Genomic DNA, 24,342 nt, shown 5'->3' with positions numbered 1-24,342 from the left:
CAGAGGTTGGCTCCTACCTTTGCGGCTTCCTTAGACTTTCCTTCCTATGTATACTTTCAATCCGGGTCCTTCGCAGGTGTATCCGCAGGTGCGCCAGTACTTGCAGGATGCTTTTGACGAGGGCTGGCTCTCGGCGCCGCACCGTGGGGAGCGGTTCACCAACCTCATGCGTCAAACCGTGCAGGAGCTGAAAAACAAGCTGCACGTGCCCCAGGACTACACTGTGTTCTTCATGAACTCAGCCACCGAGTGCTGGGAGGTGCTGGCCCAGAGCCTCACGCCGCGCAAGAGCTTTCACCTCTACAGCGGCGCTTTCGGCGAGAAATGGTATGAGTACGCCAAAGCCATTCGTCCCGCTTCCGTCGGCTATCCGTTTGGGGTTGATGAGGTGCCCGACGTGGCCGCGCTGCCCCTGCCCGACGACGAAACCGACCTGGTCTGCATCACCCAGAACGAAACCAGCAACGCTACGCAGCTGCGCGATGGGTTCATCCTCAACCTCTACAACCGCCTCGGTTCGGCACTGCTGGCCGTGGATGCCACTTCCTCGCTGGGCGGCATTCAGATGAAGTACATCAAGGCCGACGTGTGGTACGGCTCGGTGCAGAAGTGCTTCGGGCTGCCAGCGGGCCTGTCCATCATGATACTCTCGCCGCGGGCGGTGGCGCGGCTGCGCGAAATAAACGAGCGGGGCCACTACAATTCGCTGGTAAGCCAGTACGAGAAGATGCTCAACTGGCAAACCACGCACACGCCCAACGTGCTTGGCATTTACTTGCTGTTCCGCACTTTGCAAGACCGGCCCGCCATCAAGGTCGTGCACCAGCACTTGCAGGACCGCGCCACCAAGCTCTACGACTACTTCGAGCAGGCTACCCAGCTCACCCCACTCATCAGCAACCCCGAAACCCGCTCCACCACCGTTGTGGGCCTGCAAGGTGCGCCTACACTCATTGATGAGGTGAAGCGTCGTGCCCTGGCCCAAGGGCTGCACCTCGGCAACGGCTACGGCAACTGGAAAGCGGGCAGCCTGCGCATCGCCAACTTTCCCGCCATCCCCGATGCCGCTTTCGAGCAGCTGGTGCAGTTTTTCGCCAAGGAATTCGCCTGAGTGTAGCGCGAAGCTACAGCTTCGCGCATCGTCCGCGCTGCTGGCTAACTTTCTCAACGACATCGTTCAACGAGGCGCGAAGCTGGAGCTTGGCTCCGCCTTCCTCCGGTTCGCGCTACTGTTTTGCTGTTATGCAGACGCTTTTCTCGCTCAAGGAAATCTTCTCCGTCACGCTCACGCTCTTTGCCGTGATTGATATTCTGGGGTCCATCCCGATTATCATCCAGATTCGGCAGCGCGAGGGCAAAATCCATTCTGAGAAGGCCACGCTGGTAGCGGGCGTGCTGATGGTGGTGTTTCTGTTTCTGGGGCAGAGCATTCTGTCGTTGTTTGGAGTCGATTACCAGTCGTTTGCGCTGGCAGGCGCCATTATCATTTTCCTCATTGGCATGGAGATGATACTCGGCATCGAGCTATTCAAGTCCGATCCGCTGGCCAATACGGGTTCTATTGTGCCGCTGGCGTTTCCGCTCATCGTGGGTGCCGGCACCATGACTACGCTGCTCTCCCTGCGCGCTGCCTATTCCCTGCCCAACGTGCTGGTCGGCATCGGCCTGAACCTGGTGTTCGTCTTCATCGTGCTCAAAAGCAGCGCCTGGATAGAGCGCAAACTCGGCAAGGCCGGCGAAGACATCCTGCGCCGCGTATTCGGCGTGATTCTGCTGGCCATTGCCATCAAACTCTTCAAGAGTAATTTTTGAAAGCATGGTTAAATGGCTGAATGGTTAAATGGTTAATCGTTCAAGATGCGGTTTGAACGGCCAGCCATTTAACCATTCAGCCATTTAACCATGATTTACCTATACACTGATGGCTCTTCGCGGGGCAACCCGGGGCCGGGGGGTTACGGGGCTATTCTACGTTTCGGGCAACACGAGAAGGAGCTGACCGAGGGCTTCCGCCTCACCACCAACAACCGCATGGAGTTGCTGGCTGTCATCAAGGGCCTAGAGGCCATTACGCGCCCCGAGCTGCCCATTACCGTCGTTACGGATTCGAAGTACGTGGTAGATGCGGTGGAGAAACGCTGGTTGTTTGGCTGGGAAAAGAAGACCGATTTCGGCAAGAAGGCGAATGAAGACCTGTGGCGGCGCTTTCTGAAAGTGTACCGCCAGCGCACCGTGCAGTTCCGGTGGGTGCGCGGCCACAACGGCCACCCCGAAAACGAGCGGTGCGACCAGCTAGCCGTACGCAGCGCCACCGGCACCGGCCTGCTCATCGACGAAGGCTACGAGCTGATTGAGGCGAAGCGAGGGTAGAAAGCAGGTTTACCTGGCATCCCCCAACAGCCGGTAGACAGGTGCCGGTAGACAGATTTATACCTGCTGGCTATTATTTTCATTGCTTGCCTATATTGATAACCACCAGCCCCGGAGGGGCGACATATCGGTAGTAACAGCTGTCTTTATGTTTCCAAAGCCCCGTAGGGGCGGCACATCTTTCAGAACTTATGGCTAACACGTACACGCAAATCCACCTCCACATTGTGTTTGCGGTGCGGGGTCGGGCCTCCCTTATTTCGGTGAAACATGCCGCCACCTTATACCGCTACATCACCGGCATCCTGACGAACCAAGGCCAAAAGCTACTCGCCATCAATGGCATGCCCGACCACCTGCATCTACTCATCGGCCTGCGGCCAGACCAAGCCTTGTCTGACCTGATGCGCGATATTAAAGCCAACTCCGCCAGGTTCATCAATGAACAGCATTGGCTTCCCACCAAGTTTTCCTGGCAGGAAGGCTACGGCGCCTTCTCCTACGGCGCGTCTCAGCTGCCCGCTGTCATTCGGTACATCGAGCAGCAACAGGAGCACCACGCAAAACGCACATTCGGGGAAGAATATCGGCTCCTGCTGGACAGCTTTGACGTGGAATACAATCCGGCCTATCTGTTTACCTCACCGGATGAGGCGTGAGAAGTGGTGCCGCCCCTACAGGGCTCGGTTGTTCTAGTAGCACGTTTTCTACCGATATGTCGCCCCTCCGGGGCTTTGTCGTACTGCTGAAGAGTCAAGTTAAGGCTAGCTCGCTCGCTGAGGACGAATAAGCTTTTCCTCCCTGTTTACACCCAAGCGCCTATCTTTGCCCGCGTGATGAGTCGCTCCACCGCGGCGCCGGGGTTACAGCCGGCGACGAGGAAAGTCCGGGCAACGCAGAGCACCCTGCTTCCTAACGGGAAGGACTGGTGAGCGTAAAGCAAGCTAGGACAGCCAGTGCCACAGAAAAGTACCGCTTCTGGAGCGTCAAGCCGTAAGCGGCAAGCCCCGCGCTTGCCGCTGAAAGCCTACCGCTTGGAGCTTAGAAGTAAGGGTGAAAAGGTGCGGTAAGAGCGCACCAGCGGCGGGGTGACCCGTCCGGCTGGGTAAACCTCAGGAGTTGAAAGACCAAATAAGCCAACACGCGCCCTGCGAGGGCGTACCGGGCGGCTCGTCCGGCGTTGGCGGGTAGGTTGATGGAGCCTTTCCGCGAGGACTGGCCTAGATAAATGGTGGAGGCGCGGCCCTTCGGGGCGGCGTACAAAACCCGGCTTACAGACTCATCACCCCGGCTCCAACGGCCGCCGCTGCTTCGGCTGCGGCGGCCGTTTGGCATTGCAGCCGTCTGGTAGTCGGGGCAGGAGCGGACAGATACACAGGCCTGAAAGCATCTGTAGGGTAAAGGTTGACCCTGCTCAGAAGTAAATGCTTCTGAGCAGGGTCAACCTTTACCCTGCCCGGAAGCATTTACTTCTGCCCTGGGTTAAGCTTGCACGAGCCCCGAAGCATTTGCTTTTGCCCTCGGTCAAGGTTGACCCTGCCCCGAAGCATTTACTTCTGCCCTCGGTCAAGGTTGTACCAGCGCAGAAGTAAATGCTTCCGAGCAGGGTGAAGGTTGACTGAGGACCCTGGCGCATTACGTTGGGCTGATTGGTTGAAGGCAGAATTCTGGCGCAAGGCTAGGCGGCCAAGCAGTAGCTTGACACGGATTTCCGCCCTACATTCGCTGCCGCTACCATTTTTGCTTCCTCATGCCCCGCATTCTCATCATCGACGACGAAAAGGCCATCCGCAACACGCTGAAGGAGATTCTTGAATACGAAAGCTACCAAGTAGACCAAGCCGAGGATGGCCCCACCGGCCTCGACATGCTCATCCGCGACAAGTACGACGTGGTGCTCTGCGACATCAAAATGCCCAAGATGGACGGCATCGAAGTCCTGGAGCGGGCCCGTATCGTGGCGCCGGATTCGGCCTTTATCATGGTTTCCGCCCACGGCAACGTGGAAATGGCCGTCGATGCCACCAAGAAAGGCGCCTACGATTTCCTGCAAAAGCCGCCAGATCTCAACCGCCTCCTCGTGACGGTGCGCAACGCCCTGGACCGCACCAAGCTGGTAGCCGAAACCAAGACGCTGAAGAAGAAAGTTGCCAAAAGCTCCGAGATGGTGGGCAACTCCGACGCGCTCAACGCCGTGCGCAAGGCCATTGAGAAAGTAGCCCCCACCGATGCCCGCGTGCTCATCACCGGCCCCAATGGCGCGGGCAAAGAAATGGTAGCCCGCCAGCTGCACGAGCAAAGCAACCGCTCCGGTGGCCCCATGATAGAAGTGAACTGCGCCGCCATTCCCTCGGAGCTGATTGAGTCGGAGCTGTTTGGGCACGAGAAAGGCTCCTTTACGTCGGCCGTGAAGCAGCGCATCGGCAAGTTCGAGCAGGCCGATGGCGGCACGCTCTTCCTCGACGAAATCGGCGACATGAGCCTCTCGGCGCAAGCCAAGGTGCTGCGGGCGCTCCAGGAAAGCAAAATCACGCGCGTAGGCGGCGAGAAGGAGATTTCGGTGAACGTGCGCGTGCTGGCCGCTACCAACAAGAACCTGCTCCAGGAAATAGCCGACCGTAATTTCCGCGAAGACCTCTACCACCGCCTCTCGGTCATCCTCATCCAGGTGCCCGCCCTCAACGACCGGCGCGAGGACATCCCGGACCTCATCCAGAAGTTCCTCCAGGACATTGCCAACGACTACGGCAACAAGCCCAAAAAAATAGATGCCGCCGCCCTCAAATACCTCCAGGCCCTGGACTGGCGCGGCAACATCCGCGAGCTGCGCAACGTGGTAGAGCGCCTCGTCATCATGAGCGACGACACCATCTCCGAAAGCGACGCTAAGGCGTTTGCGGGAAAGTAGTTTTTAGTGCGTAGTACTTGGTGCATAGTGCTTGGCTCATTCTATCAATCAGTAGTAAAGTAGTAGAACAACCTAAGCACTACGCACCAAGCACAAGGCACTAAGTGGCCATTTGATTACAGCCGCGCACGTCCGAATTATCCAAACGGCCTAGCACTTCGAAGGAGCCGTCGGGGTGCAGGCGGGCCAGGTCTTTGGTTTCGATGAAGGCGCAAGAGTCCACGTTGGCGAGGTCGATGACGTTGATAGCGCCATCGGGGCGGGTTTCGCTGACGGAGAATGGGTCGGCGGGGTCACGCAGGAGGACACGCAGTTGGGGTGGCGCGTGGAAACGACCATCGCCGAAGCTGTAGGCCTGACTCAGCAGCTCGGTCATGCCGTATTCGGAATGAATACCGACGGGGCCGAAAGCGCGTTGCAGCTCCTCGTGCAGTTCCTCCCGAATCATTTCGCGGCGGCGGCCCTTCATGCCACCCGTTTCGAGCACTGTGAGCTGTTGCAGTTCCGGCACGGGGCCATACTCCGCAGCCAGATCGAGCAAAGCGTAGCTCACCCCGAACAGCAGTACTTTATTGCCTTCCCGCTTGGCTTGTCCCAGAGTTTGCAGCAGCGCGGCATGGTCGCGCAGGAAAAAAGCCGCCTGCTTCTGCCCCGACTCCCGAGCGAAATAATCGACCATGGCCACCAGCGAGGAACCACCTTGCTCCAGGTACGAGGGCAGCAGCGCCAGGAAAGTCCAGTCGGTAAGCGGGCCGTAGTAGTGCTCGAAGATGCGGGCCGCGTTGTGGCGGTAGAGTTGCGGGTCGCGGAGGTGGTGGCGGCTGCGCTGCTGTTGCGTGGTGCCGCTGCTCAGAAACGTTTCCTGCGGCTCCCAGCTGGCCGGCTCGGTGCGCACATCGTGAGTTTTGAAGAATTCGATGGGCAGAAACGGAATGTCCGTTAGCTGACGCACGGTGGTAGGGTTGCAACCAAGCGCCGCCAAATAGGCTCTATACGGCGGACAGTTGGCCGCCTGATGATAAAACAGGCGCAACGCAACGTCAGGCGCCGTGGCGCCTGTTATGTTCGGCAGATTCTTCAGGTATTCTTCGCGGAAACTCATTACAACACAGCGGGGTTTGCAGAGAGAATAACAATTACGTCCTGGCTTCGTTGAGAAGTCGTACCTTTTGCCTGCTGCCCCGGCAGCCCATTCTTCAGTTTCCAGCTTTCTATGACCATGTTTCGTACTTTTTGCGCGGGCTTGTTATCCCTGTTGGCCGGTAGCCTAGCCCTATCGTCTTGCATCGATCCACCAAGCTACCCCGACAGCCCCGAAATCAAGTTCAAGGATCTGATAGTGCAGCGGGTTGATACCATTACGGGCGTCTTCGACCGGGTTACGCTCGTTGTTTCTTTCGAGGATGGCGATGGTGATTTGGGCCTTTCTGATACCGATACACTGCCGCCTTACCAGGAATTACTTCCCGGAGGTGCTAGAAATCCCGACCATTACAACTACTTCATTCAGCCCCAGCGGAAAGAGGGCAACACGTTCGTGGATGTGGTGAATCCGCCACCGTTTGGCTTCGTGGGCGAATACGATAGCCGTTTCCCGCGCCTAGAGCCCAACCCCGACCGGGAAGCCCCGCTGAAAGGTGATTTGCGTTTCAAGATACGCTTCTCGTTAGGAGCCCCCTTCCAGCCCGGCGACGAAGTACGGTTCGTAGTCAGCATCAAAGACCGAGCGCTAAATCGGAGCAACACCATCACGACGAGCACCTTCATAGTGCAGCCGTAAAGAACAGAAAACGAACCAAACGCCCCACCGGCCGCGCCTATCGCAGCCGGTGGGGCGTTTGGTTTAGAAGGCTAGTAAATGGCTGGGTAGCGTTTGGGGTCGGCTTCCTGGAGCAGTTCGTACACGGCGTCGAATACGTCTTCGGCGTTGGGCTTGCTGAAATAGTCGCCGTCGGAGCCGTAGGGCGGGCGGTGCGCCTGGGCGGCGAGGCAGCGCGGGGCCGAGTCGAGGTAGCGGTAGGCATCCTGGTCGTCGAGCACCTGTTGGAGCATGTAGGCCGTGCCGCCGCCGGGCACGTCTTCATCAGTAAAGAGTACGCGGCTGGTTTTGCGGATACTGTCCGTGATAACGTGTTCCAGATCGAAAGGCAGCAGGGTTTGCACGTCCAGCACTTCCACCGAAATGCCCACTTCCGCCAGCTGCTTGGCCGCGTCGAGCACGATCCGGCACATAGAACCGTACGTCACGACCGTGATGTCGGTGCCTTCGCGCAGAACTTCCGGCACGCCGAGCGGCACCGTAAACTCGCCCACGTTCGTCGGAATCCGCTCCTTGAGACGGTAGCCATTGAGAGACTCAATGACAATGGCGGGCTCGTCGGCGCGGAGCAGCGTGTTGTAGAAGCCGGCAGCCTGGGTCATGTCGCGGGGTACGCAGAGGTGCATGCCGCGGATGGAGCCCAGAATCATTTGGATGGGTGAGCCGCTGTGCCAGATGCCTTCGAGGCGGTGGCCGCGGGTGCGCACGATGAGCGGCGCCTTTTGCCCGCCCTTCGTGCGGTATTGCAGGCTGGCCACGTCATCGCTCAAAATCTGGATGGCGTAGAGCAGGTAATCGAGGTATTGAATTTCGGTGATGGGCCGCAACCCGCGCAACGCTGCGCCAATGCCCTGCCCCACGATGGTGCATTCCCGAATGCCGGTATCGGTCACGCGCAGCTCGCCAAACTTGTCTTGCAAACCCGCAAAAGCCTGGTTCACATCACCGATACGGCCCACATCTTCCCCGATGGCGAAAATGCGCGGGTCGCGCTGGAAATTGGCATCGAAGCAGGCGTGCAGCACCTCGCGGCCGTCTACCTGCGGCGCGTCGGGCGCAAATTCAGCCTTCACTTCTTCGATGTTGAGGGCCGCTTCTTCGCTCTGGCTGAAGAGGTAGGAATTGTAGCGGTCGGCGTTTTCGGCCAGGGCTTGCTCCAGCCAGTTTTGCAGGTTAAGGCGGGCCGTGCTGCGTTGGTCACGCACTTGCCGCAGGGCGCGGCGGGTGGTGCGTACCAGGTCGGCGCGGATGGGTGTGGGGTTATGCTCCAGGTGCTCTACCAGCTCGTGCAGGCTATTTTCGGTGCCGGTTTCAGCCACCAGCTTGTTGAGCAGCGCCACCACTTCGTCGCGCTCCTGCTTGATGGGGTTGAAGAACTCGTTCCAGGCGGCGGTGCGGGCCACTTTCACGGTTTCCCTGGCCTCGTTTTCAATCTGGTTCAACTCGTCTTCGGAGGCGTGTCCTTCGGCCAGCAGCCATTCGCGCATTTTGCGCAGACAATCGTGCGTTTCTTCCCACGAAAGCCGGTCCTTGGACTTGTACCGCTCGTGCGAGCCGCTGGTGCTGTGGCCCTGCGGCTGCGTTACTTCCGTGACGTGAATAAGCACCGGCACGTGTTGCGTACGGCACAGCTCGGCCGCCCGCTGGTAGGTATCAAGCAGGGCCGGATAATCCCAGCCTTTCACCACGAAAATCTCGAACCCCGATTCTCCTTCGCCCTCGCGCTGCAAACCAGCTAGCGCGGCCGAAATGCTTTGCTTGGTGGTCTGGTACTCGGCCGGCACGGAGATGCCGTAATGGTCGTCCCAGACGCTCATCAGCAGCGGAATCTGGAGTACGCCCGCCGCGTTCAGCGCCTCGAAAAACATGCCCTCGGAAGTGCTGGCGTTGCCGATGGTGCCAAACGCCACCTCGTTGCCATTCACCGAAAATTGGTCGAACTGGCGCAGCTCGGGGTTGTGGCGGTAGAGCTTGGAGGCGTACGCCAGACCCACGAGGCGCGGCATCTGGCCAGCCGTGGGCGAAATATCGGCCGATGAATTCTTGCTCTGTGCGAGGTTCTTGAAGTTGCCGTCTTCGTCCAGAATGCGAGTGGCGAAGTGGCCGTTCATGGCGCGGCCGGCGGTGGCGGGCTCGGCTTCGGCGTCGGGGTGGGCGTAGAGCTGGGCGAAGTACTGCTGGAGCGTCAGTTCGCCGGCAGCCAGCATGAAAGTTTGGTCGCGGTAGTAGCCGGAGCGCCAGTCGCCGGGCTGGAAGGCGCGGGCCATGGCCAGTTGCGGCAGTTCCTTGCCATCGCCGAAGATGCCGAACTTGGCTTTGCCCATAAACACTTCCTTCCGACCAGCCAGCGAAGCGTGCCGGCTTTCCCAGCCTAGGCGGTAGTCGTGCAGCAGTTCGTCTTTACTCAGGGTAGTGGCAGTAGCCATCAGGTCGGCAGATTCGGTAGTGGGCATAAAGTGGATGGGTGGGAGGAGTGATGCCAAGAAAAACGGGTCGGAGCGCCTGCTTCCAGGAAACAGGCCCCCAAAAGTACGGATTTGACCGGGAGCTTTCGTTGCGCTCAGACTTACGAAGCCGGAGCGTTTTTGTATATCTTTGACGATGTCGACGGCCGACTCGGCCCGCCGGCTTCATTTGTCATTCATTTGTAGTTGCTGACCTACGCTTTATGAAACACGTTACCTCCCTCCTAGTCTGCGTACTGCTGGCATTCGGCGCCCGCGCCCAAGGTGTTATGACTTTCGAAAAGGAAGCCTTCGACTTCGGCCGAGTGCCCGAAGGCACGATGGCCACGCACGAGTTCAAGTTCAAAAACACCGGCAATCAACCCATTGTGATAGCCAACGTGCAAGCTTCCTGCGGCTGCACCACGCCTGATTGGACGAAGACGCCAGTATTGCCCGGCAAGTCGGGCATTATTCGGGCCATGTACAGCAGCGCCGGCCGGCCGGGCATCTTCACCAAAACCGTCACCGTGACCAGCAACGCCAGTACGCCTAGCACGGTGCTCACCATCAAAGGCGACGTGGTAACTAAATCAGAAATCAAAGCCACGCTCACACCCGCTCAGTTGGCGCAGTCGCCGCGCCTGGTGCTGGACCGCACCACGCACGATTTCGGCAAGATGGAATCCGGGCAACAACTAACGGCCAAGTTCACGGTGAAAAACCCCGGCAAACAGCCGCTGGAACTAGGCATGCTGACTTCCAGCTGCAACTGCATCGGTTACAAAACGGTGCCGCCCACTGTTCAGCCCGGCCAGAGCGCAGTAGTAGAACTCCTGTATGCTCAGCGCCAAATCGGCCAAATGACGGACGTAGCCACGCTGACTTCCAACGACCTGAACGGCGACGTAAAATTGACCATCAAAGCCAACGTGGTCCGTGACCTGAACGGCAGCAGCATAGTAAAGGAAAACAGCGCCGTCGTGCCGTTTAAATAGCTCTCATTGCGAGGAGGTACGACGACGCAATCCTTCCTCTCGAAGCGCGAAACCTGACAAACCGACAAGCCCTTGACGTACGCTAACGTCAAGGGCTTGTTTGTGTAAGAGAATTTGTATCGGCGAGAGGAAGGATTGCGTCGTCGTGCCTCCTCGCAATGACAGCTCGGGTGCCTATCTTTGCAGCCTTCAATTCCTCCCCACTTTCACTTCCCCGTCCTGCCATGATTATCGGCGTACCGAAAGAAATTAAGAACAACGAAAACCGCGTCGGCCTCACTCCCGCCGGAGTAGCTGAATTCCGCAAGCACGGCCACGAAGTGTACGTGCAAAGCACGGCAGGCCTGGGCAGCGGCTTCGAGGACGCCGAATATCAGCAGGCGGGCGCCACTTTGCTGGCTAGCATTGCCGAGGTGTACGCCAAGGCCGAAATGATAGTAAAAGTAAAGGAGCCGATTGCCGAAGAGTATCCGCTCATCAAGGAAAACCAGCTGCTGTTCACCTACTTCCACTTCGCCAGCAGCGAGGAGCTGACCCACGCCATGATAGAGCGGAAGGCAGTTTGCTTGGCTTACGAAACCGTGGAGCTGCCGAGCCACGCGCTGCCGCTGCTCATTCCGATGAGTGAAGTGGCTGGCCGGATGGCCCCGCAGGAAGGCGCGAAATACTTGGAGAAGCCGCTCAAAGGCCGCGGCATTCTGCTGGGCGGCGTGCCCGGCGTGAAGCCCGCGCACGTGTTGGTGCTCGGTGGTGGTATCGTGGGTACGCAGGCCGCTAAAATTGCCGCCGGCCTGGGCGCGCAAGTGACCATCATGGATATCAGCTTGAACCGTTTGCGCGAGCTGGACGACTTCATGCCCAAGAACGTAGTAACGCAGTATTCCAACGAGTATAACATCCGCGAAGCCATCAAAACCGCCGACCTTGTAGTGGGCGCCGTCTTGATTCCGGGTGCTAAAGCGCCGCACCTCATCACCCGCGAGATGCTCAAGACCATGCGCCCCGGCACCGTGCTCGTGGACGTGGCCGTGGACCAAGGCGGCTGCATCGAAACCTGCAAGCCCACCACCCACGAAAACCCGACCTTCATCATCGACGACATCGTGCACTACTGCGTAGCCAACATGCCCGGTGCCGTGCCCTACACTTCCACCCTGGCCCTGACCAACGCCACGCTGCCCTACGCCGTGAAGTTGGCCAACTTTGGCTGGCAGGAAGCCTGCCGCCGCGACGAAGCCCTGCGCCTCGGCCTGAACGTGGTGAATGGCGAAGTGGTGTACAAAGGCGTGGCCGACGCCTGGAACCTGCCGCTGGTAGACGTACAAAACGTGCTGGAAAGCGTGGGAGTCAATTAAGAACTGAGAAGTAAAAAGTAAGAATTGAGCGTTCTGGCGGCTTAAGGCTTGCTAGGACGCTCAATTTTTGATTTTCGTTGAGGACTGTAGCGCGAAGCTCCCGCTTCGCGTATCGTTGCTGCCGTTTGCGGACCGCCAAAGGGCTGACCCGTGCCAAGTACTAGCGCACGCAGAGCAACCTCAACGTCTCTTGTTCCGTCCGATCAAACATCCTGCTCAACCATCCAGTAATTTTTAATTCTCAATTTTTAATCAACCCCAGTGAAAGGCATTATCTATACCGGCGGCGAGCTAACGGACCTTGTGAGCTTCGCGCGCCTTCCCTCCTATTTGCAGGCTTTCCTGCGTGAGCAAAATGGCGTAGTGGCTTACTTTGGTGGGCTGCACCTGCGGGGCTGCGTGAACGAGCCAAGCTGGCATTCTTTGGCTGCCGCCTGGCAGGGCGAAGGCGCATTCTGGCGCACGTATGATGAGGTGCTCGAAACAGACATTCCATTTGGGCAGGACTGCGTGGGCAACCAATTCCTGCTGCGCGGCGACGCCGTATTCTGGCTCGATACCGAAACTGGCGAGTTGGCTGATTTGGAAGTGGATTTCAAGCACTTCTTGTTTGGAGCCGAGAAATTTCCGGTGGATGCGCTGGACATGGAGCCGCTGCGCAATTTTCAGCAGCTGGGCGGTGTGCTGCGGCCGGGAGAGTTGCTGAGCGTGTACCCACCGTTCTGCGTAACTGCCGACAAGAGCCCAGCTCCTAGTCTGAAGGCCATTGGCGCGGCGGAGCGCCTGGCGTGGCTAGCTGATTTTTACCGTCAAATCAAGGACCTGCCCGACGGGCAAAGCATCCGCTTCACCACCGAATAACGTTCTCGCTTGCCCACAATACCTTCTCTTGCTTTGCAGCTTTTGCTGCGCCGGTTTGCCTTGCTGCTCGGGGTGTACGTGTTGCTGCGCCTGGGCTTTTACTGGGCCAATCAAGCCGTGTTTCAAGAAGCATCTACTGGTCAGGTGCTGCTAGCCTTCTGGCACGGCTTCCGGTTCGATGTGGCGGGGCTGCTGCTGCTCAACATTCCTTTCTTGCTGCTGTCGTTGGTGCCACGTTATGGTCGACGCTGGCAGGGGCTGGTGCGGGGCGTATACCTCACGCTCAACGCTACGGGCTACGCGCTCAACATCATCGACACGCAGTATTTCAAGTTTATCGGGCGGAGGACTTCCGACGAGCTGTTCACCATCACCGGCGACATTGAGCGGCAGGCCGGGCAGTTGGCATGGCACTACTGGTTTCTGCTGCCACCTTTCCTGCTGCTCTTTGCCCTGACTTGGTACTTCTACCCTATGCCACCGAAAAACGTGGCAGCGGTACAGCAGGTGCCAGCGCGTCGGCGTTGGGTGGTATTTGGAACTGAGTTGGTGCTGGTGGCGGGCCTTACGGTATTGGGTATTCGGGGCGGGTTTCAGTTGAAGCCTTTGCGTACTGGCGCGGCCTTCGTCCAGACGCCCCCAATACTTGGGCACGTGGCCCTCAACAGCACGTTCACCTTTCTGAAAAGCCTGGGCTATCAACCCGCCGACCGTCGTAATTACTTTCCGTCCGAAGCCGCGCTTTGGCCAGCACTGGCGGCGCGCTATCCTCCGCCAGATCCTACCCCGCCCCGCCCCGATAATGTGGTGATACTGCTGGTGGAAAGCTTTGCTTCAGAGTACAACGGCATTGAAAATGGCGGCAAAGGCTACACGCCGTTTTTCGACTCTTTAGCCACTCAGGGGCTGTTTTTTCGGGAGCATTATGCCAATGGGCGTCGCTCTATTGAGGCACTGCCGGCGGTGTTGGCAGGCTTGCCGGCGCTAATGGAAAGCTCTTTCATCACCTCCAACTTCCAAACCAACGAGCTGCACGGCCTGAGTGAAATCCTGGGGCGCCACGGCTACCGCACGTCGGTATTTCATGGGGCGCAGAACGGTACGATGGGTTTCAATACGTTTGCCGGCATGGTGGGCATTCAGCAGTATTTTGGGCTGAGCCAGTACCCCGGCGGCAGCGGCAGCCTAGATTTCGATGGGCACTGGGGCATTTTCGATGAGCCCTACTTGCAGTACTTCGCCAAGCAGCTGACGCAGCAACCGCAGCCGTTTTTCTCGACGGTCTTCACCCTCACCTCACACGAGCCGTTCCCGGTACCGCCGCAGTACCAAGGTCGTTTCGCACCCGGCGACTTGCCCATCCACGCCTCCATCGGTTACACGGACTATGCTCTGCGCCAGTTTTTCCGCACCGCCGCCCAGCAACCTTGGTACAAGAATACGCTGTTCATCCTGCTTGCCGACCATACCTCCCAAACCCTACGTCCCGACTACCAAAACACGCTAGGCTCCTACAAAACGCCGCTGCTGCTGTTCCACCCCGGCCGCCAGTTGCCGCCCGCCAACGTGCACCGCATCACCCAGCAAGCCGACGTACCCGCTACCGTCCTGGATTACCTAGGCTTTGGCGCCACCCCCAAACAGTTGCTGCCCTTCGGCTACTCCGCTTTCGACACGGCCAGCACCGGCCGCGCGCTGTTCTTGAGCGGCGGCTCCTACTGGCTCGTCCACCCCGATTTCGTCACGGAGCTCACCACCGACAACCAAATCCGCCTCTACCCCTACCGCACTCACGACATGCCCGCCGAGCCCCTCCCTAACCCCGACCCGCAAAAGCTCCAACAATACGGCAACGAACTAAAAGCCAGCGTGCAGTTCTTCACCAATGGTCTGGCCGATAACTCCTTTTACAAAGGACCTCACCCCCTAGCCCCCTCTCCCGTAGAGAGGAGGAACTAGCTTCTAGCTTTATCTAAATCTTAGTCTAGACAGAAACTCAGCGGGCAATAGCCCGCTGAGTTTCTGTTTTACAAACTAGAGCTAGTTCCCCCTCTCCATGGGAGAGGGGGCTAGGGGGTGAGGCCCACGAGGGAGGCCTAAAGGGTGAGGCCACTCTACAGGCTCCCATACATCGGTACCTCGCTCAGCCGCTCATTGGTCCGCTCGGCTAGGTTTACGCGCCAGCAGAAATGCGTGAGGCCATTAGTGAGTAGCAGCAGCGGCGCTCCTATTGTTAGGTTGTACGTAGCGGCCTGCTGGGCAGTGGCGGCGGTGATGGGTACGGTAGGCCGTTTGCACTCCACCAGCAGCAGTGGCTGGCCCTGGGCGTCGAGGGCGACGAGGTCGGTGCGCTTCTGGCGCTGGTTGTAGTGGTGACCACGCTCCAGGCTCAACAGGCCTTTGGGGTAACCGCGGTGGTCGATGAGGTAATGCACCACGTGTTGGCGCACCCACTCCTCGGGCGTCAGTACTACGGGCTTGCGCCGCAGTATGTCCCAGATGAATATAGTTTCGCCGCTTTGCGTAAGTTTGTGGCCGAAAGGCGGCAGGTTCAAGGCTTGCATCACCTCCAAAGGTACGGCCAGGGCAGTGTACTCCCGCTTTTCACTCCGTACCGTCGAACCCTTTTCAACTGGGGCCGACGGTTTTTTTTAATGGCTACATGGCTGCATAATTAAATGGCTGGTCGTTCTGGCGAGCTGTTCAAACCAACCATTTAACCATGCAGCCATTAAACAATTCGACAATTTCCTACCCATGAAAACCAAAGCTGACATCGTCGAAAACTGGCTGCCGCGCTACACGGGCGTGCCGCTGAAAGAGTTTGGGCAGTACATTCTGCTTACCAACTTCATCAACTACGTGCACATGTTTGCCGAGCAGTTCGGCGCCGAAGTGCGGGGCCTCGACAAGCCCATGCAAACGGCTACGGCCAACGGCATCACCATCATCAACTTCGGCATGGGCTCCCCGATGGCCGCTACCGTCATGGACCTGCTGTCGGCCATCCAGCCCAAGGCGGCGCTGTTTTTAGGCAAGTGCGGCGGCCTGAAAAACAAAACCAAGCTCGGCGACCTGATCCTGCCCATCGCCGCCATTCGGGGCGAGGGTACTTCCGACGACTACCTGCCGGCCGAGATTCCGGCCCTGCCCTCCTTCCGTTTGCAGCGGGCCGTGTCGTCGATGATCAAGAAGCACGAGAAAGACTACTGGACGGGCACGGTGTACACCACCAACCGGCGCGTGTGGGAGCACGACGAAAACTTCAAGGAATACCTACGCCAGATCCGGGCGATGGCCGTGGATATGGAAACGGCGACCATTTTCACGGTAGGCTTCGTGAATGAGATTCCGCACGGCGCGCTGCTGCTCGTGAGCGACAACCCCATGACGCCGGAAGGCGTGAAAACGTCGGAGAGCGACAAAAAGGTAACGGCTGATTTCGTAACCACGCACCTGCAAATTGGGATTGATTCGCTGCTCGAACTGAAGAACTCCGGCGAGTCGGTGAAGCACATGCGCTTCGAGTAACTTAACCTTGCGGCTAGTAGCAAAACTCGCTCTCAACGAGTAGCTTGCGCTAGAATCCGGTACGCTAAACTCCCCAGTGCCCGCCCGGATGCTGGGGAGTTTTTGTGGCTACTGTTTTCCGTACCCGATAAGCTGTTTGGATGAGTTCATTTTCTACTCCTTACCTCGACATCTCTTACCGCCCCGACCAACCCGTGCTCCTCGGCCGTTGGCTGCGTGGTGTGATGCCCTTTGAACTGCACCAAGGCTACGAAAAACTACTCGAAGCGGCCACCGAACACGGCTGCCGCTTCTGGCTGGTTGACATCCGCCGCCGAGCTAGCGTCGACTCATCGGATGTATTCTGGATGCTAGAGGAATACTTCCCGAAGCTACAGCCCCGGCTCGGCCGCACCACGCACCTGGCTTATCTGATGTCGCCGCACCACTTAGCGGGCGTGCTGGCCGACACCAAAATTCCTGCTCTCACCTACTTCGACGAGCGGCCTTACCAACTGCAGCGTTTCACGGAAGAAGCTGCGGCGCTGGACTGGCTACAGCACTGCCATCAGCAAGAGTCCGTAACGAGTTAGATTGTTCGTAGCGCGGCAATCTGTTCCGCGCACAAGCGAAGCGAATAGCTAGTACCGCGCCAGATGGTATAGTAGCGCGAAGCTCTGGCTTCGCGCATCGTTGCTGACAGCCGCGCCGCCCTACCGATTATCGTTCAACGATGCGCGAAGCGGGAGCTTCGCGCTACGGCCCGGCCGCGTAGGAACTCGCCTGCGGCTCGTCGCGGAACGGATTTCCGCGCTGCGGTGGGTTTGGTCAGTTAAAATGGCGTGGAAGGCGAAACCGTGGTGCGTACTTTCGTCCCCATGACTCTATTCCGCCTCCACCTGCTCGCCCTGCTTCTACCCTTCTTGTTCGGTAGCTGCCAAAGTCCTTCCCGCCAACCCGCCGATTTACTGGTGTACAACGCCACCATCTACACCGTCGATTCGGCTTTCAGCAAGGCCGATGCCTTCGTGGTGAAAGATGGCAAGTTCCTGGCCGTAGGCAAGGCGGCTGATATTCGGGCGAAGTATACTCCTACTCAGACCGTGGATGCGGGCGGCCAATTCATCTACCCGGGCTTCTACGATGCGCACTGCCACTTCTATCGCTACGCCCTGGGCTTGCGCGACGCCGATTTGGTAGGCACAACGTCCTGGGCCGATGTAGTGCGGCGCCTGCAACAGCAGCGCCAACAGTACCCGCAAGCCGCTTGGCTCACGGGCCGGGGCTGGGACCAAAACGACTGGCCCACCAAGCAGTTCCCTACCAAAGACACTCTCGACGCGCTTTTCCCGAACACGCCCGTGTTCTTGATTCGGGTGGACGGGCACGCGGCGCTGGTGAACCAGAAGGCGCTGGACCTGGCCGGCATCACGCCACGGACGCCCATTAGCGGAGGCGTGATTACCAAAGACGCAGCGGGCCGGCTTACCGGGCTGCTGGTAGACAACGCCATGGACCTGGTAGCGGCGAAAATACCGGAACCAACGCCCGCCGAAGCCGAAACGGCGCTGCTCGACGCGCAACGCCGCTGCTTAGCCGTGGGCCTCACCAGCCTCGCCGACGCAGGCCTCGACAAAGCTAACATTGACCGAATGGCTGCGCTTCAGACGCAGGGTAAGCTCAAGCTCCGGCTGTACGCTATGCTCAATCCTACGCCCACCAACAAAGCGTACTACTTCAGCAAAGGCCCCGTCTTCACGGACCGACTTACCGTGTGCTCGTTTAAAGTGTATGCCGATGGGGCGTTGGGTTCGCGTGGGGCCTGCCTACTTCACCCCTACACCGACCGGCCCAAGGAAACCGGCTTCCTGCTCTCGTCGGTGGCGGACTTGCGCAAGCTGGCGCGGGAGCTAGCGGTTAGTAAGTTCCAGATGAATACCCACGCCATCGGCGACTCCTCGAACCGGCTGCTGCTCGATATCTACGGGGAAGTACTGCGCGGCAAGAATGACCGGCGTTGGCGCATTGAACACGCGCAGGTGGTGAGTAAGGCCGATGTGGCGAAGTTTGGGCAGTACAGCATCGTGCCTTCGGTGCAGCCCACGCACGCCACCTCCGATATGTACTGGGCCGGCGAGCGGCTAGGCCCGGAACGGCTCAAAATGGCCTACATCTACAAAGACTTGCAGCAGCAGTACGGCCAACTCGCCCTCGGCTCCGACTTTCCGGTGGAAGACATCAACCCGCTGTTCGGCTTTCACTCCGCCGTAGCCCGCCAGGATGCCAAGAACTACCCCGCTGGCGGCTTTCAGATGGAAAACGCCATCAGCCGCCCCGATGCCCTGCGCGGCATGACCACCTGGGCCGCCCACGCCGCCTTCGAGGACAAGAAAAAAGGCCAGATCAAGTCCGGTCTCGCCGCCGACTTCGTAGTCCTGAACACCGACTTACTCGAAGCCCCCAAAGAAACCCTCCGCGCCGCCCGGGTCCTCAGCACCTGGATTGCCGGCGAGAAAGTGTTTTCTGCAATGAGAATGAGTAAATGATTGGATGAGCGAATGAATGGATGCCTAGCCCGGCAACTGTTCCTTGCTGTTCGTGCCGGTCTGCCCGCTTTTTTCGGCGGGCTGAACGGTCGTCGCCCGCTGACGTTGTTCCATCTGCTCATTCACTCCAATTCAGAATTCCCAGATGGTGCGCCCTTCGACCGTTCAGCCCGCCGAAAAAAGCGGGCAGACCGGCACGTTCTCAACTTTTCATTCCTGATTCTCAATCTTTAATTACCTCAAAAACTCCCTTGCTCGTCGGCGCTGGGGCCGTAGATGCCGGGGACGGGGATGTCGAGGAGGCGGAGGTAGACGGTGAGTTGGCCGCGGTGGTGAATGCTGTGGTTGAGGCCCATGATGCGCAGGGCAGCTCCTTTCGGCCGGTCCATGAGCACCTGCTCGCCGCGGCGCAGTTGGAAGGAGTTGGTTAGGGTTTCGTCGTTGGACTCGCTCAACGCTTGGCGCAAATCGGCCGCGTAGGAATCGAAGCGCTGGAGCAACTCGGCGGGCGTGGCGGGCGTCGGCGGCGGCTTGGGAGCATTGGGGTCCGTGAAGTCGCGGTAATCGGCCCGCACCATCATCGACTTGAGGCCTAGCAAGTTCACGATGTGCGTGGCCAGCTTGATGAGCGGCATGGACTTCGGATGCGGCGTGTAGTCGAACTTGTCCTGGGGCACGCGCTCCAGCACCTTGCGGGTAGTAGCCAGCTCATGGTCTAGCTCAGCAAGGATGTTTTGTTGGAGAGAGGAAGTATGCATGGAGAAAAAGGGTGGGTTGGGGTGTCGTAGTGGGGAAGTGCCGCCCCCCGTCTGCCCGCTTTTTTGGCGGGCTGACGGGTCGCCGCTAGCTGACGTTGCTGGCACCCACCCGAAAGCGGACTAAAGCCTACCCGCAGAAACGGGGCAACTTGAAGCTTCTCCCCACGGATACAGTAGCAGCGGGATAAACAGGCGGCGCGGATGTCAGCCGGCGGCGACCCGTCAGCCCGCCAAAAAAGCGGGCAGACGGGAGCAGCTTTTAGCGCTTGGTGGAGGGAATGCCGATGTTGGGAGTAGCCAGCGGCGGGGCCAGGATGGCACTTTCTTCGGCCGGCTCGTCGCGGAGCTTGCGGCCGCGCAGCCGGAACAGGAAAATCAGGCCCAGCACGAAGAACACGATGAGCGAGAGAATGCTGTTGCGCATGGAGCCCGTAATCTGCGCGATGATGCCGAATACGGCGGTACCAATCACAATGCTCAGCTTTTCGGTCACGTCGAAGAAGCTAAAGAAGGCGGCCGTGTTGGGTGTGTTTTCCGGGATGATTTTGGAGTAGGTGCTGCGCGAAAGGCTCTGTACGGCGCCCATCGTGAGGCCGATGACGGAGGCCAAGGCGTAGAAGCTCCAGCCAGCCTGCACGAAGTAGCCGGCCACGCAAATCAGCATCCAAATCACCACCGACCAGCTCAGGGCGCGCGTGTTGCCGATGCGCTCCGAAAGCTTGGCAAACAGATACGCGCCCAGAATACCTACCAGTTGCAGCAGCAGAATGGTCAGAATGAGGGCCGAGCTTTCAAGCTTCAGCTCTTCGTCGCCGAAGATGGTGGCCACGTACATCACGGTCTGCACGCCCATGTTATAGGTGAAGTAGGCCAGCAGGAACCGTTTCAGGTTGGGCAGATGCTTTAGCTGCGCCCAGACCTTGCCTAGCTCCCGGAAACCATTGAGCAGCCAGCCCGAATCGGCCACGGCACCGGCGGGACGGCCAGGGTCGGCGGGCAGCATGAAGAAGGGAATCTGGGCGAAGCCAGCCCACCAGAGGCCGGTAAGCAGAAAGGCCAGCCGCGTAGCAAAGCCTTCTTCCAGCCCAATGGAGTCGTGACCCATAATCAACCCCAGGCACGTTACGAGCAGCAGCACCGAGCCGATGTACCCCATCGAAAAGCCCCGCGCCGAGAGCGAGTCGAACTGCTCTTCCGAGGAGATGAGCGGCAGGTAGGAATTATAGAACACGATGGAGCCCGAGAAGCCGATAGTGGCCGAGATGAACACGAACGTACTGGCCGTGAGCGTATCGGGGGTGAAAAAGAACAACGCGGCGCAGGAGGCGGCGCCGAGGTAGCAGAAGATCTGCATGAACAGCTTCTTGCGGCCCGAGAAATCAGCCAGCGAGGTAAGGAAGGGGCTGATGAGGGCAATGAGCAGGAAAGCCGCCGAAATGGCGTAGGTGAGCAGCGAAGAACCCGGCACCTGGAAGCCCAGGAAATCGACGGGGCTTTTGCCGCTGTCAGTGTGCGTCACTTGCTTCACCATCGCGCCCCAATAGATGGGGAAGATGCTGGACGTGATGACGAGCGGGTACACCGAGTTGGCCCAGTCGTAGAAAGTCCAGCCGCGGGTGATGCGCTTGTCGTCTTTCGGAATATGATAGGCGGCCGCGTCGGGGGCAGCTAGGGTGGCGTCGCTCATATAAGGAGTAGCGGTTAGTTGAGGTCGGGCAAGATAACGCGAATTACCAGTTGCAGTTGCTGAACGCGCCGCCGGGCTTGTTACGGATTTGTTAGGACCCGGCCTCGGGGAGCTTGTTTGCGGCGCGTTAGACCCTATTTTTGAGACTGTTTCTTTCTTACTACTTATGGCTTCCTCTGCTCTTCGTCACATTCCCGGCTCGCTGGGCCTGCCCGTACTCGGCGACACCGTTCGGTTTCTGACTCGGCCCGTAGAGCTGTTCAACGCCAAGCAGCGCCAGCACGGCAACGTGTTCAAGGTGCGGCTCTTTGGGCGCACCATCGTGTATCTGCTCGGCCCCGAAGCCAACAAGTTCGTGCTCGTGGAGCAGGCCCGGTACTGTTCGAGCCAGGAGGGCTGGCGGTTTCCTATCGGGGAGCTGTTTCACGGCGGGCTTATGCTGCGCGATGGCGAGGAGCACAAGCAGCACCGGGGCATGTTGCAGGCCGCCTTCAAGAAAGAACCCATGCGCCAGTACCTCGACGTGATGGCGCCCATCATAGCACGGCGGCTGGCCGAGTGGGGCCGCCAACCCACACTCCGGGTGTTTCCGGCCATGAAACAATTGACACTAGAGCTAGCCGGCAAGGTGTTCTTCGACCTCGACTTCTCCCAGGACTTAGCCCGCCTCAACCAAGCCATGGCCGACTTAGTGGCCGCTGCTACCACTCCAGTGCCCTTCAACTTGCCTTTTACCCAGTACCGCCGCGGCATGAAGGGCCGCCGCTTGCTGCAAGACTACTTCGGGCGGGCACTCCGGCAGCGCCGCCGCGCCCCGGCCAACGACATGCTCAGCCACCTCTGCCAGGCCGAAGACGCCGAAGGCCAGCGCCTCAGCGACGCCGACATCGTGGACCACCTGATCTTCTTCCTGATGGCGGCCCACGACACCACGGCCAGTACCCTCACTAGCCTGCTCTACGAACTAGCCGCCCACCCCGACTGGCAAGAGCAAGTCCGCACCGAAGCCCAACAGGTATCGGACGGCTCTCTTACGCAAGCTCATCTGGCCCAATTGGAGCTGCTCGGCTACGCGCTCGAAGAAACTCTGCGCCTGCACCCGCCCCTGATTCTGGTGCCACGCCGCACCACCCAAGAGCTGACGTATGAGGGTTTCAACATCCCAGCCAATACCTACCTCAGCGTCCTGCTGTATCATCACCACCAGAACCCCGCCCACTGGACCGAGCCGGAGCGTTTCGACCCATTGCGGTTCGCGGCCGGCCGCAACGAGCACCGCAAGTGTCCGTTTGGCTACGCGCCGTTCGGGGCCGGGCAGCACTATTGCCTGGGCTTCGCCTTTGCCGATATGCAGGTGAAGCTGGTGATGCATAAACTGCTGCAACGCTACCGCTGGCGCCTACCGGCCGGCTACCAAGCCAAGTTCATGCAAATCCCCATCCAGCACCCGCAGGATGGCTTACCGGTGCAGTTGGAGATGCTGGAGAACTAAGCACCTAGCGGCGCGGCAGGTATGGGAAGTCAACTTCGCTCACTAACGCTAATTTTTTCAAGCATCATAGCAGAGCCTTTGACTAGACAATTTTCTAAAAAACCCCAAACAAAAAAGGCTTCCACAGTGGTGGAAGCCCTTTTTTACAGACGTTGCTTTGCTTAGTTGGTAGCAGGTGCAGCGGCGTCTTTCTTTACCTTTTCTTTCTTGGCTTTTTTGTCGGCTTTCTTATCTGCTTTAGCAGTCTTAGCCGTGTCAGCTGGTGCAGCAGCAGGAGCCGGGGTGGTGCCTTGTGCTGGAGTACCTTGTGCCAATACGACACCGGAGCTAACTAGCAAAGAGAACAAGACAGCGGAGGGAGTGCGCTTCATCATAACACGTAAGGGAGTTTGGTGAGGCCGCAACTTAAGGCATTTGATTTTATGACAGCATAGCGCTGCCCCTATAATCCAATTCGCGGCAGCGGCTTCTTGCTACTAAGAATAGCGTAAAATCTATCGTATAGATAGCTGAGCCGGGGTATCACTAGTAGATGTTACTAAATTGTTAAGCCAATTTTTTCATCCTCTTTTTCCCTTGTCTTGTGCATCGGATGATACTAAAGCAACAGAATAGTAATATTGCCAACATTACCAGAAAGCAACTTTTGCGACTTACTATAGAATAAAAACCGTCTATTGAGCTGCTAGTAGAAGCCCTTTGCCAACTCATTCATTTAGCAAAAGGCGCCCAAGTCCTCCTCTGCTTGCTTGTCGTCGTGCGTGGCTTACACCCGTCTGCCAAACGGCTCTGAGCGGGATGAGTCGTTTTGCTCATGGTACCGGTTTGCTGGTCGTTTACTTTTCCCCTGGCACTGCTTAAAAAGATAGTCTCCGACTGATAGTTGTGGTAAGTATGTCGGGTATTGGGCCAAGCCTCCTATTTTTGAGGTGAGGGCTGCCTCACCAACGTGCTGTTACCCAGTGCACCTGCTGGTACTTCCCTCCTACGGCCGCCGCTCATCTCCTTCTCCTGCACCCATGAAAAGCTTCCAGCGAATTGAGCAGACTGCCTTGCACCTGTTTGCGGAACGAGGGTATGACCATACCTCCACGGCCCTTATTGCAAAAGAGGCCGGCGTTTCGGAGCCTCTTATCTTCAAGTACTATCAAAGCAAAGACAAGCTCTTTGAAGCTATTATAAAGGATGGCTACAAACGCATTGTGGAAGCCAACCGGGGCATGCTCACGGAAGCCAATGCCTCTGCGCTGGTGCAGAAAGTCATTGACCTGCCCTACAAGCTAGTGCGCGAAGAGCGTGCTTTCTGGACCCTGCAAGACAAGGCTTTCGACAAAGAAGTGGTGCAAAAGCACTTCCAGAAGTTCATGCTGCCCGTTTACTCCCTGCTCAATAAGGCGTTTATTGACCTAGGCTACTCGCAGCCCGACCTGGCTACCTACCACCTCACGCTGCTTGTGCAGGCGCTCTGGCGGCAGCTGCTCCACGAGCAAGATGATGAAATGCTCACTCGCCTCAACGCCTATATCAAGCGCATGTACACGCATCCGGCCTTGGCCGAACTGCATCAGTAAGAGCCGTCTTACGTAACGTTGCC

The 24,342-nt window shown here is 58.5% G+C and carries 21 protein-coding genes and 1 other RNA gene; 16 read left to right on the top strand and 6 right to left on the bottom strand.

Annotated elements, in window-relative coordinates:
* The first annotated feature begins 46 nt into the window (after positions 1-46).
* From ACYSMN_RS05340 to ACYSMN_RS05315, 6 genes are all read left to right on the top strand, one after another.
* Positions 47-1,111, top strand: coding sequence for an aminotransferase class V-fold PLP-dependent enzyme (locus ACYSMN_RS05340; protein ID WP_488922817.1), 1,065 nt, complete (start codon positions 47-49; stop codon positions 1,109-1,111).
* 131 nt (positions 1,112-1,242) lie between these two features.
* Complete coding sequence (locus ACYSMN_RS05335) at positions 1,243-1,812, top strand: MarC family protein (protein WP_488922816.1); 570 nt, start codon at positions 1,243-1,245, stop codon at positions 1,810-1,812.
* 90 nt (positions 1,813-1,902) lie between these two features.
* Positions 1,903-2,370, top strand: coding sequence for a ribonuclease HI (gene rnhA, locus ACYSMN_RS05330; protein ID WP_488922815.1), 468 nt, complete (start codon positions 1,903-1,905; stop codon positions 2,368-2,370).
* 191 nt (positions 2,371-2,561) lie between these two features.
* Positions 2,562-3,029 (top strand): IS200/IS605 family transposase, encoded by a 468-nt coding sequence (gene tnpA, locus ACYSMN_RS05325; protein ID WP_488922814.1) that lies wholly within the window; start codon positions 2,562-2,564, stop codon positions 3,027-3,029.
* A gap of 174 nt (positions 3,030-3,203) precedes the next feature.
* An RNA gene (gene rnpB / locus ACYSMN_RS05320) (RNase P RNA component class A) lies at positions 3,204-3,660 on the top strand.
* Positions 3,661-4,120: 460 nt separating this feature from the next.
* Entirely contained in the window at positions 4,121-5,278 is a 1,158-nt protein-coding gene (locus ACYSMN_RS05315; RefSeq protein ID WP_488922813.1) for a sigma-54-dependent transcriptional regulator, read from the top strand.
* A gap of 100 nt (positions 5,279-5,378) precedes the next feature.
* Here ACYSMN_RS05315 and ACYSMN_RS05310 read toward each other — a convergent pair whose 3' ends face one another.
* Positions 5,379-6,380, bottom strand: a complete 1,002-nt coding sequence (locus tag ACYSMN_RS05310; protein WP_488922812.1) for an acyl transferase — start codon at positions 6,378-6,380, stop codon at positions 5,379-5,381.
* 117 nt (positions 6,381-6,497) lie between these two features.
* Between ACYSMN_RS05310 and ACYSMN_RS05305 the strand changes: the two genes are divergently transcribed.
* Complete coding sequence (locus ACYSMN_RS05305) at positions 6,498-7,058, top strand: hypothetical protein (RefSeq protein WP_488922811.1); 561 nt, start codon at positions 6,498-6,500, stop codon at positions 7,056-7,058.
* A gap of 71 nt (positions 7,059-7,129) precedes the next feature.
* Here ACYSMN_RS05305 and ACYSMN_RS05300 read toward each other — a convergent pair whose 3' ends face one another.
* Positions 7,130-9,550 (bottom strand): alpha-ketoacid dehydrogenase subunit alpha/beta, encoded by a 2,421-nt coding sequence (locus tag ACYSMN_RS05300; RefSeq protein WP_488922810.1) that lies wholly within the window; start codon positions 9,548-9,550, stop codon positions 7,130-7,132.
* Positions 9,551-9,765: 215 nt separating this feature from the next.
* On the opposite strand from ACYSMN_RS05300, the gene ACYSMN_RS05295 reads away from it, so the two are divergent.
* The 4 genes from ACYSMN_RS05295 (at position 9,766) to ACYSMN_RS05280 (ending at position 14,714) form a co-directional block, all read left to right on the top strand.
* On the top strand, positions 9,766-10,539 hold the full coding sequence (locus tag ACYSMN_RS05295) for a DUF1573 domain-containing protein (protein ID WP_488922809.1): 774 nt from the start codon (positions 9,766-9,768) through the stop codon (positions 10,537-10,539).
* Positions 10,540-10,763: 224 nt separating this feature from the next.
* Positions 10,764-11,894: an alanine dehydrogenase gene (ald, locus tag ACYSMN_RS05290; protein WP_488922808.1), complete on the top strand. Its 1,131-nt coding sequence runs from the start codon at positions 10,764-10,766 to the stop codon at positions 11,892-11,894.
* Between the two features lie 261 nt (positions 11,895-12,155).
* Positions 12,156-12,755, top strand: a complete 600-nt coding sequence (locus ACYSMN_RS05285; RefSeq protein WP_488922807.1) for an SMI1/KNR4 family protein — start codon at positions 12,156-12,158, stop codon at positions 12,753-12,755.
* Between the two features lie 33 nt (positions 12,756-12,788).
* Positions 12,789-14,714, top strand: coding sequence for an LTA synthase family protein (locus tag ACYSMN_RS05280; protein ID WP_488922806.1), 1,926 nt, complete (start codon positions 12,789-12,791; stop codon positions 14,712-14,714).
* 155 nt (positions 14,715-14,869) lie between these two features.
* Here ACYSMN_RS05280 and ACYSMN_RS05275 read toward each other — a convergent pair whose 3' ends face one another.
* A complete protein-coding gene (locus tag ACYSMN_RS05275) occupies positions 14,870-15,319 on the bottom strand; it encodes a type I restriction enzyme HsdR N-terminal domain-containing protein (protein ID WP_488922805.1) in 450 nt (149 codons plus the stop codon).
* Between the two features lie 193 nt (positions 15,320-15,512).
* Here ACYSMN_RS05275 and ACYSMN_RS05270 point away from each other — a divergent pair, with 193 nt between their 5' ends.
* The 3 genes from ACYSMN_RS05270 (at position 15,513) to ACYSMN_RS05260 (ending at position 18,811) form a co-directional block, all read left to right on the top strand.
* Positions 15,513-16,286 carry an AMP nucleosidase gene (locus tag ACYSMN_RS05270; protein WP_488922804.1) on the top strand — a complete coding sequence of 258 codons (774 nt, stop codon included), beginning with the start codon at positions 15,513-15,515 and terminating at the stop codon, positions 16,284-16,286.
* 140 nt (positions 16,287-16,426) lie between these two features.
* A complete protein-coding gene (locus ACYSMN_RS05265) occupies positions 16,427-16,858 on the top strand; it encodes a hypothetical protein (protein WP_488922803.1) in 432 nt (143 codons plus the stop codon).
* Positions 16,859-17,143: 285 nt separating this feature from the next.
* Complete coding sequence (locus ACYSMN_RS05260; protein ID WP_488922802.1) at positions 17,144-18,811, top strand: amidohydrolase; 1,668 nt, start codon at positions 17,144-17,146, stop codon at positions 18,809-18,811.
* Positions 18,812-19,050: 239 nt separating this feature from the next.
* Here ACYSMN_RS05260 and ACYSMN_RS05255 read toward each other — a convergent pair whose 3' ends face one another.
* Together ACYSMN_RS05255 and ACYSMN_RS05250 are read right to left on the bottom strand one after the other, a co-directional pair.
* Positions 19,051-19,569, bottom strand: a complete 519-nt coding sequence (locus ACYSMN_RS05255; protein WP_488922801.1) for a DinB family protein — start codon at positions 19,567-19,569, stop codon at positions 19,051-19,053.
* A gap of 259 nt (positions 19,570-19,828) precedes the next feature.
* On the bottom strand, positions 19,829-21,256 hold the full coding sequence (locus ACYSMN_RS05250) for an MFS transporter (protein ID WP_488922800.1): 1,428 nt from the start codon (positions 21,254-21,256) through the stop codon (positions 19,829-19,831).
* Between the two features lie 166 nt (positions 21,257-21,422).
* Between ACYSMN_RS05250 and ACYSMN_RS05245 the strand changes: the two genes are divergently transcribed.
* Positions 21,423-22,748 (top strand): cytochrome P450, encoded by a 1,326-nt coding sequence (locus ACYSMN_RS05245; protein ID WP_488922799.1) that lies wholly within the window; start codon positions 21,423-21,425, stop codon positions 22,746-22,748.
* Positions 22,749-22,909: 161 nt separating this feature from the next.
* Here ACYSMN_RS05245 and ACYSMN_RS05240 read toward each other — a convergent pair whose 3' ends face one another.
* Positions 22,910-23,122, bottom strand: a complete 213-nt coding sequence (locus tag ACYSMN_RS05240; protein WP_488922798.1) for a hypothetical protein — start codon at positions 23,120-23,122, stop codon at positions 22,910-22,912.
* Between the two features lie 645 nt (positions 23,123-23,767).
* On the opposite strand from ACYSMN_RS05240, the gene ACYSMN_RS05235 reads away from it, so the two are divergent.
* Positions 23,768-24,319, top strand: a complete 552-nt coding sequence (locus ACYSMN_RS05235; protein ID WP_488922797.1) for a TetR/AcrR family transcriptional regulator — start codon at positions 23,768-23,770, stop codon at positions 24,317-24,319.
* The last annotated feature ends 23 nt before the right edge of the window (positions 24,320-24,342 follow it).

Source organism: Hymenobacter sp. M1-2 (assembly GCF_057808495.1).
This window is presented reverse-complemented; position numbering and strand designations above follow the sequence as displayed.

Bases quoted from the DNA above. Each gene is read 5' to 3' on its own strand.
- ACYSMN_RS05340 (WP_488922817.1), top strand. From the start codon at position 47: ATGTATACTTTCAATCCGGGTCCTTCGCAGGTGTATCCGCAGGTGCGC.
- ACYSMN_RS05335 (WP_488922816.1), top strand. From the start codon at position 1,243: ATGCAGACGCTTTTCTCGCTCAAGGAAATCTTCTCCGTCACGCTCACG.
- rnhA (WP_488922815.1), top strand. From the start codon at position 1,903: ATGATTTACCTATACACTGATGGCTCTTCGCGGGGCAACCCGGGGCCG.
- tnpA (WP_488922814.1), top strand. From the start codon at position 2,562: ATGGCTAACACGTACACGCAAATCCACCTCCACATTGTGTTTGCGGTG.
- ACYSMN_RS05315 (WP_488922813.1), top strand. From the start codon at position 4,121: ATGCCCCGCATTCTCATCATCGACGACGAAAAGGCCATCCGCAACACG.
- ACYSMN_RS05310 (WP_488922812.1), bottom strand. From the start codon at position 6,380: ATGAGTTTCCGCGAAGAATACCTGAAGAATCTGCCGAACATAACAGGC.
- ACYSMN_RS05305 (WP_488922811.1), top strand. From the start codon at position 6,498: ATGTTTCGTACTTTTTGCGCGGGCTTGTTATCCCTGTTGGCCGGTAGC.
- ACYSMN_RS05300 (WP_488922810.1), bottom strand. From the start codon at position 9,550: ATGCCCACTACCGAATCTGCCGACCTGATGGCTACTGCCACTACCCTG.
- ACYSMN_RS05295 (WP_488922809.1), top strand. From the start codon at position 9,766: ATGAAACACGTTACCTCCCTCCTAGTCTGCGTACTGCTGGCATTCGGC.
- ald (WP_488922808.1), top strand. From the start codon at position 10,764: ATGATTATCGGCGTACCGAAAGAAATTAAGAACAACGAAAACCGCGTC.
- ACYSMN_RS05275 (WP_488922805.1), bottom strand. From the start codon at position 15,319: ATGCAAGCCTTGAACCTGCCGCCTTTCGGCCACAAACTTACGCAAAGC.
- ACYSMN_RS05270 (WP_488922804.1), top strand. From the start codon at position 15,513: ATGAAAACCAAAGCTGACATCGTCGAAAACTGGCTGCCGCGCTACACG.
- ACYSMN_RS05265 (WP_488922803.1), top strand. From the start codon at position 16,427: ATGAGTTCATTTTCTACTCCTTACCTCGACATCTCTTACCGCCCCGAC.
- ACYSMN_RS05260 (WP_488922802.1), top strand. From the start codon at position 17,144: ATGACTCTATTCCGCCTCCACCTGCTCGCCCTGCTTCTACCCTTCTTG.
- ACYSMN_RS05255 (WP_488922801.1), bottom strand. From the start codon at position 19,569: ATGCATACTTCCTCTCTCCAACAAAACATCCTTGCTGAGCTAGACCAT.
- ACYSMN_RS05250 (WP_488922800.1), bottom strand. From the start codon at position 21,256: ATGAGCGACGCCACCCTAGCTGCCCCCGACGCGGCCGCCTATCATATT.
- ACYSMN_RS05245 (WP_488922799.1), top strand. From the start codon at position 21,423: ATGGCTTCCTCTGCTCTTCGTCACATTCCCGGCTCGCTGGGCCTGCCC.
- ACYSMN_RS05240 (WP_488922798.1), bottom strand. From the start codon at position 23,122: ATGATGAAGCGCACTCCCTCCGCTGTCTTGTTCTCTTTGCTAGTTAGC.
- ACYSMN_RS05235 (WP_488922797.1), top strand. From the start codon at position 23,768: ATGAAAAGCTTCCAGCGAATTGAGCAGACTGCCTTGCACCTGTTTGCG.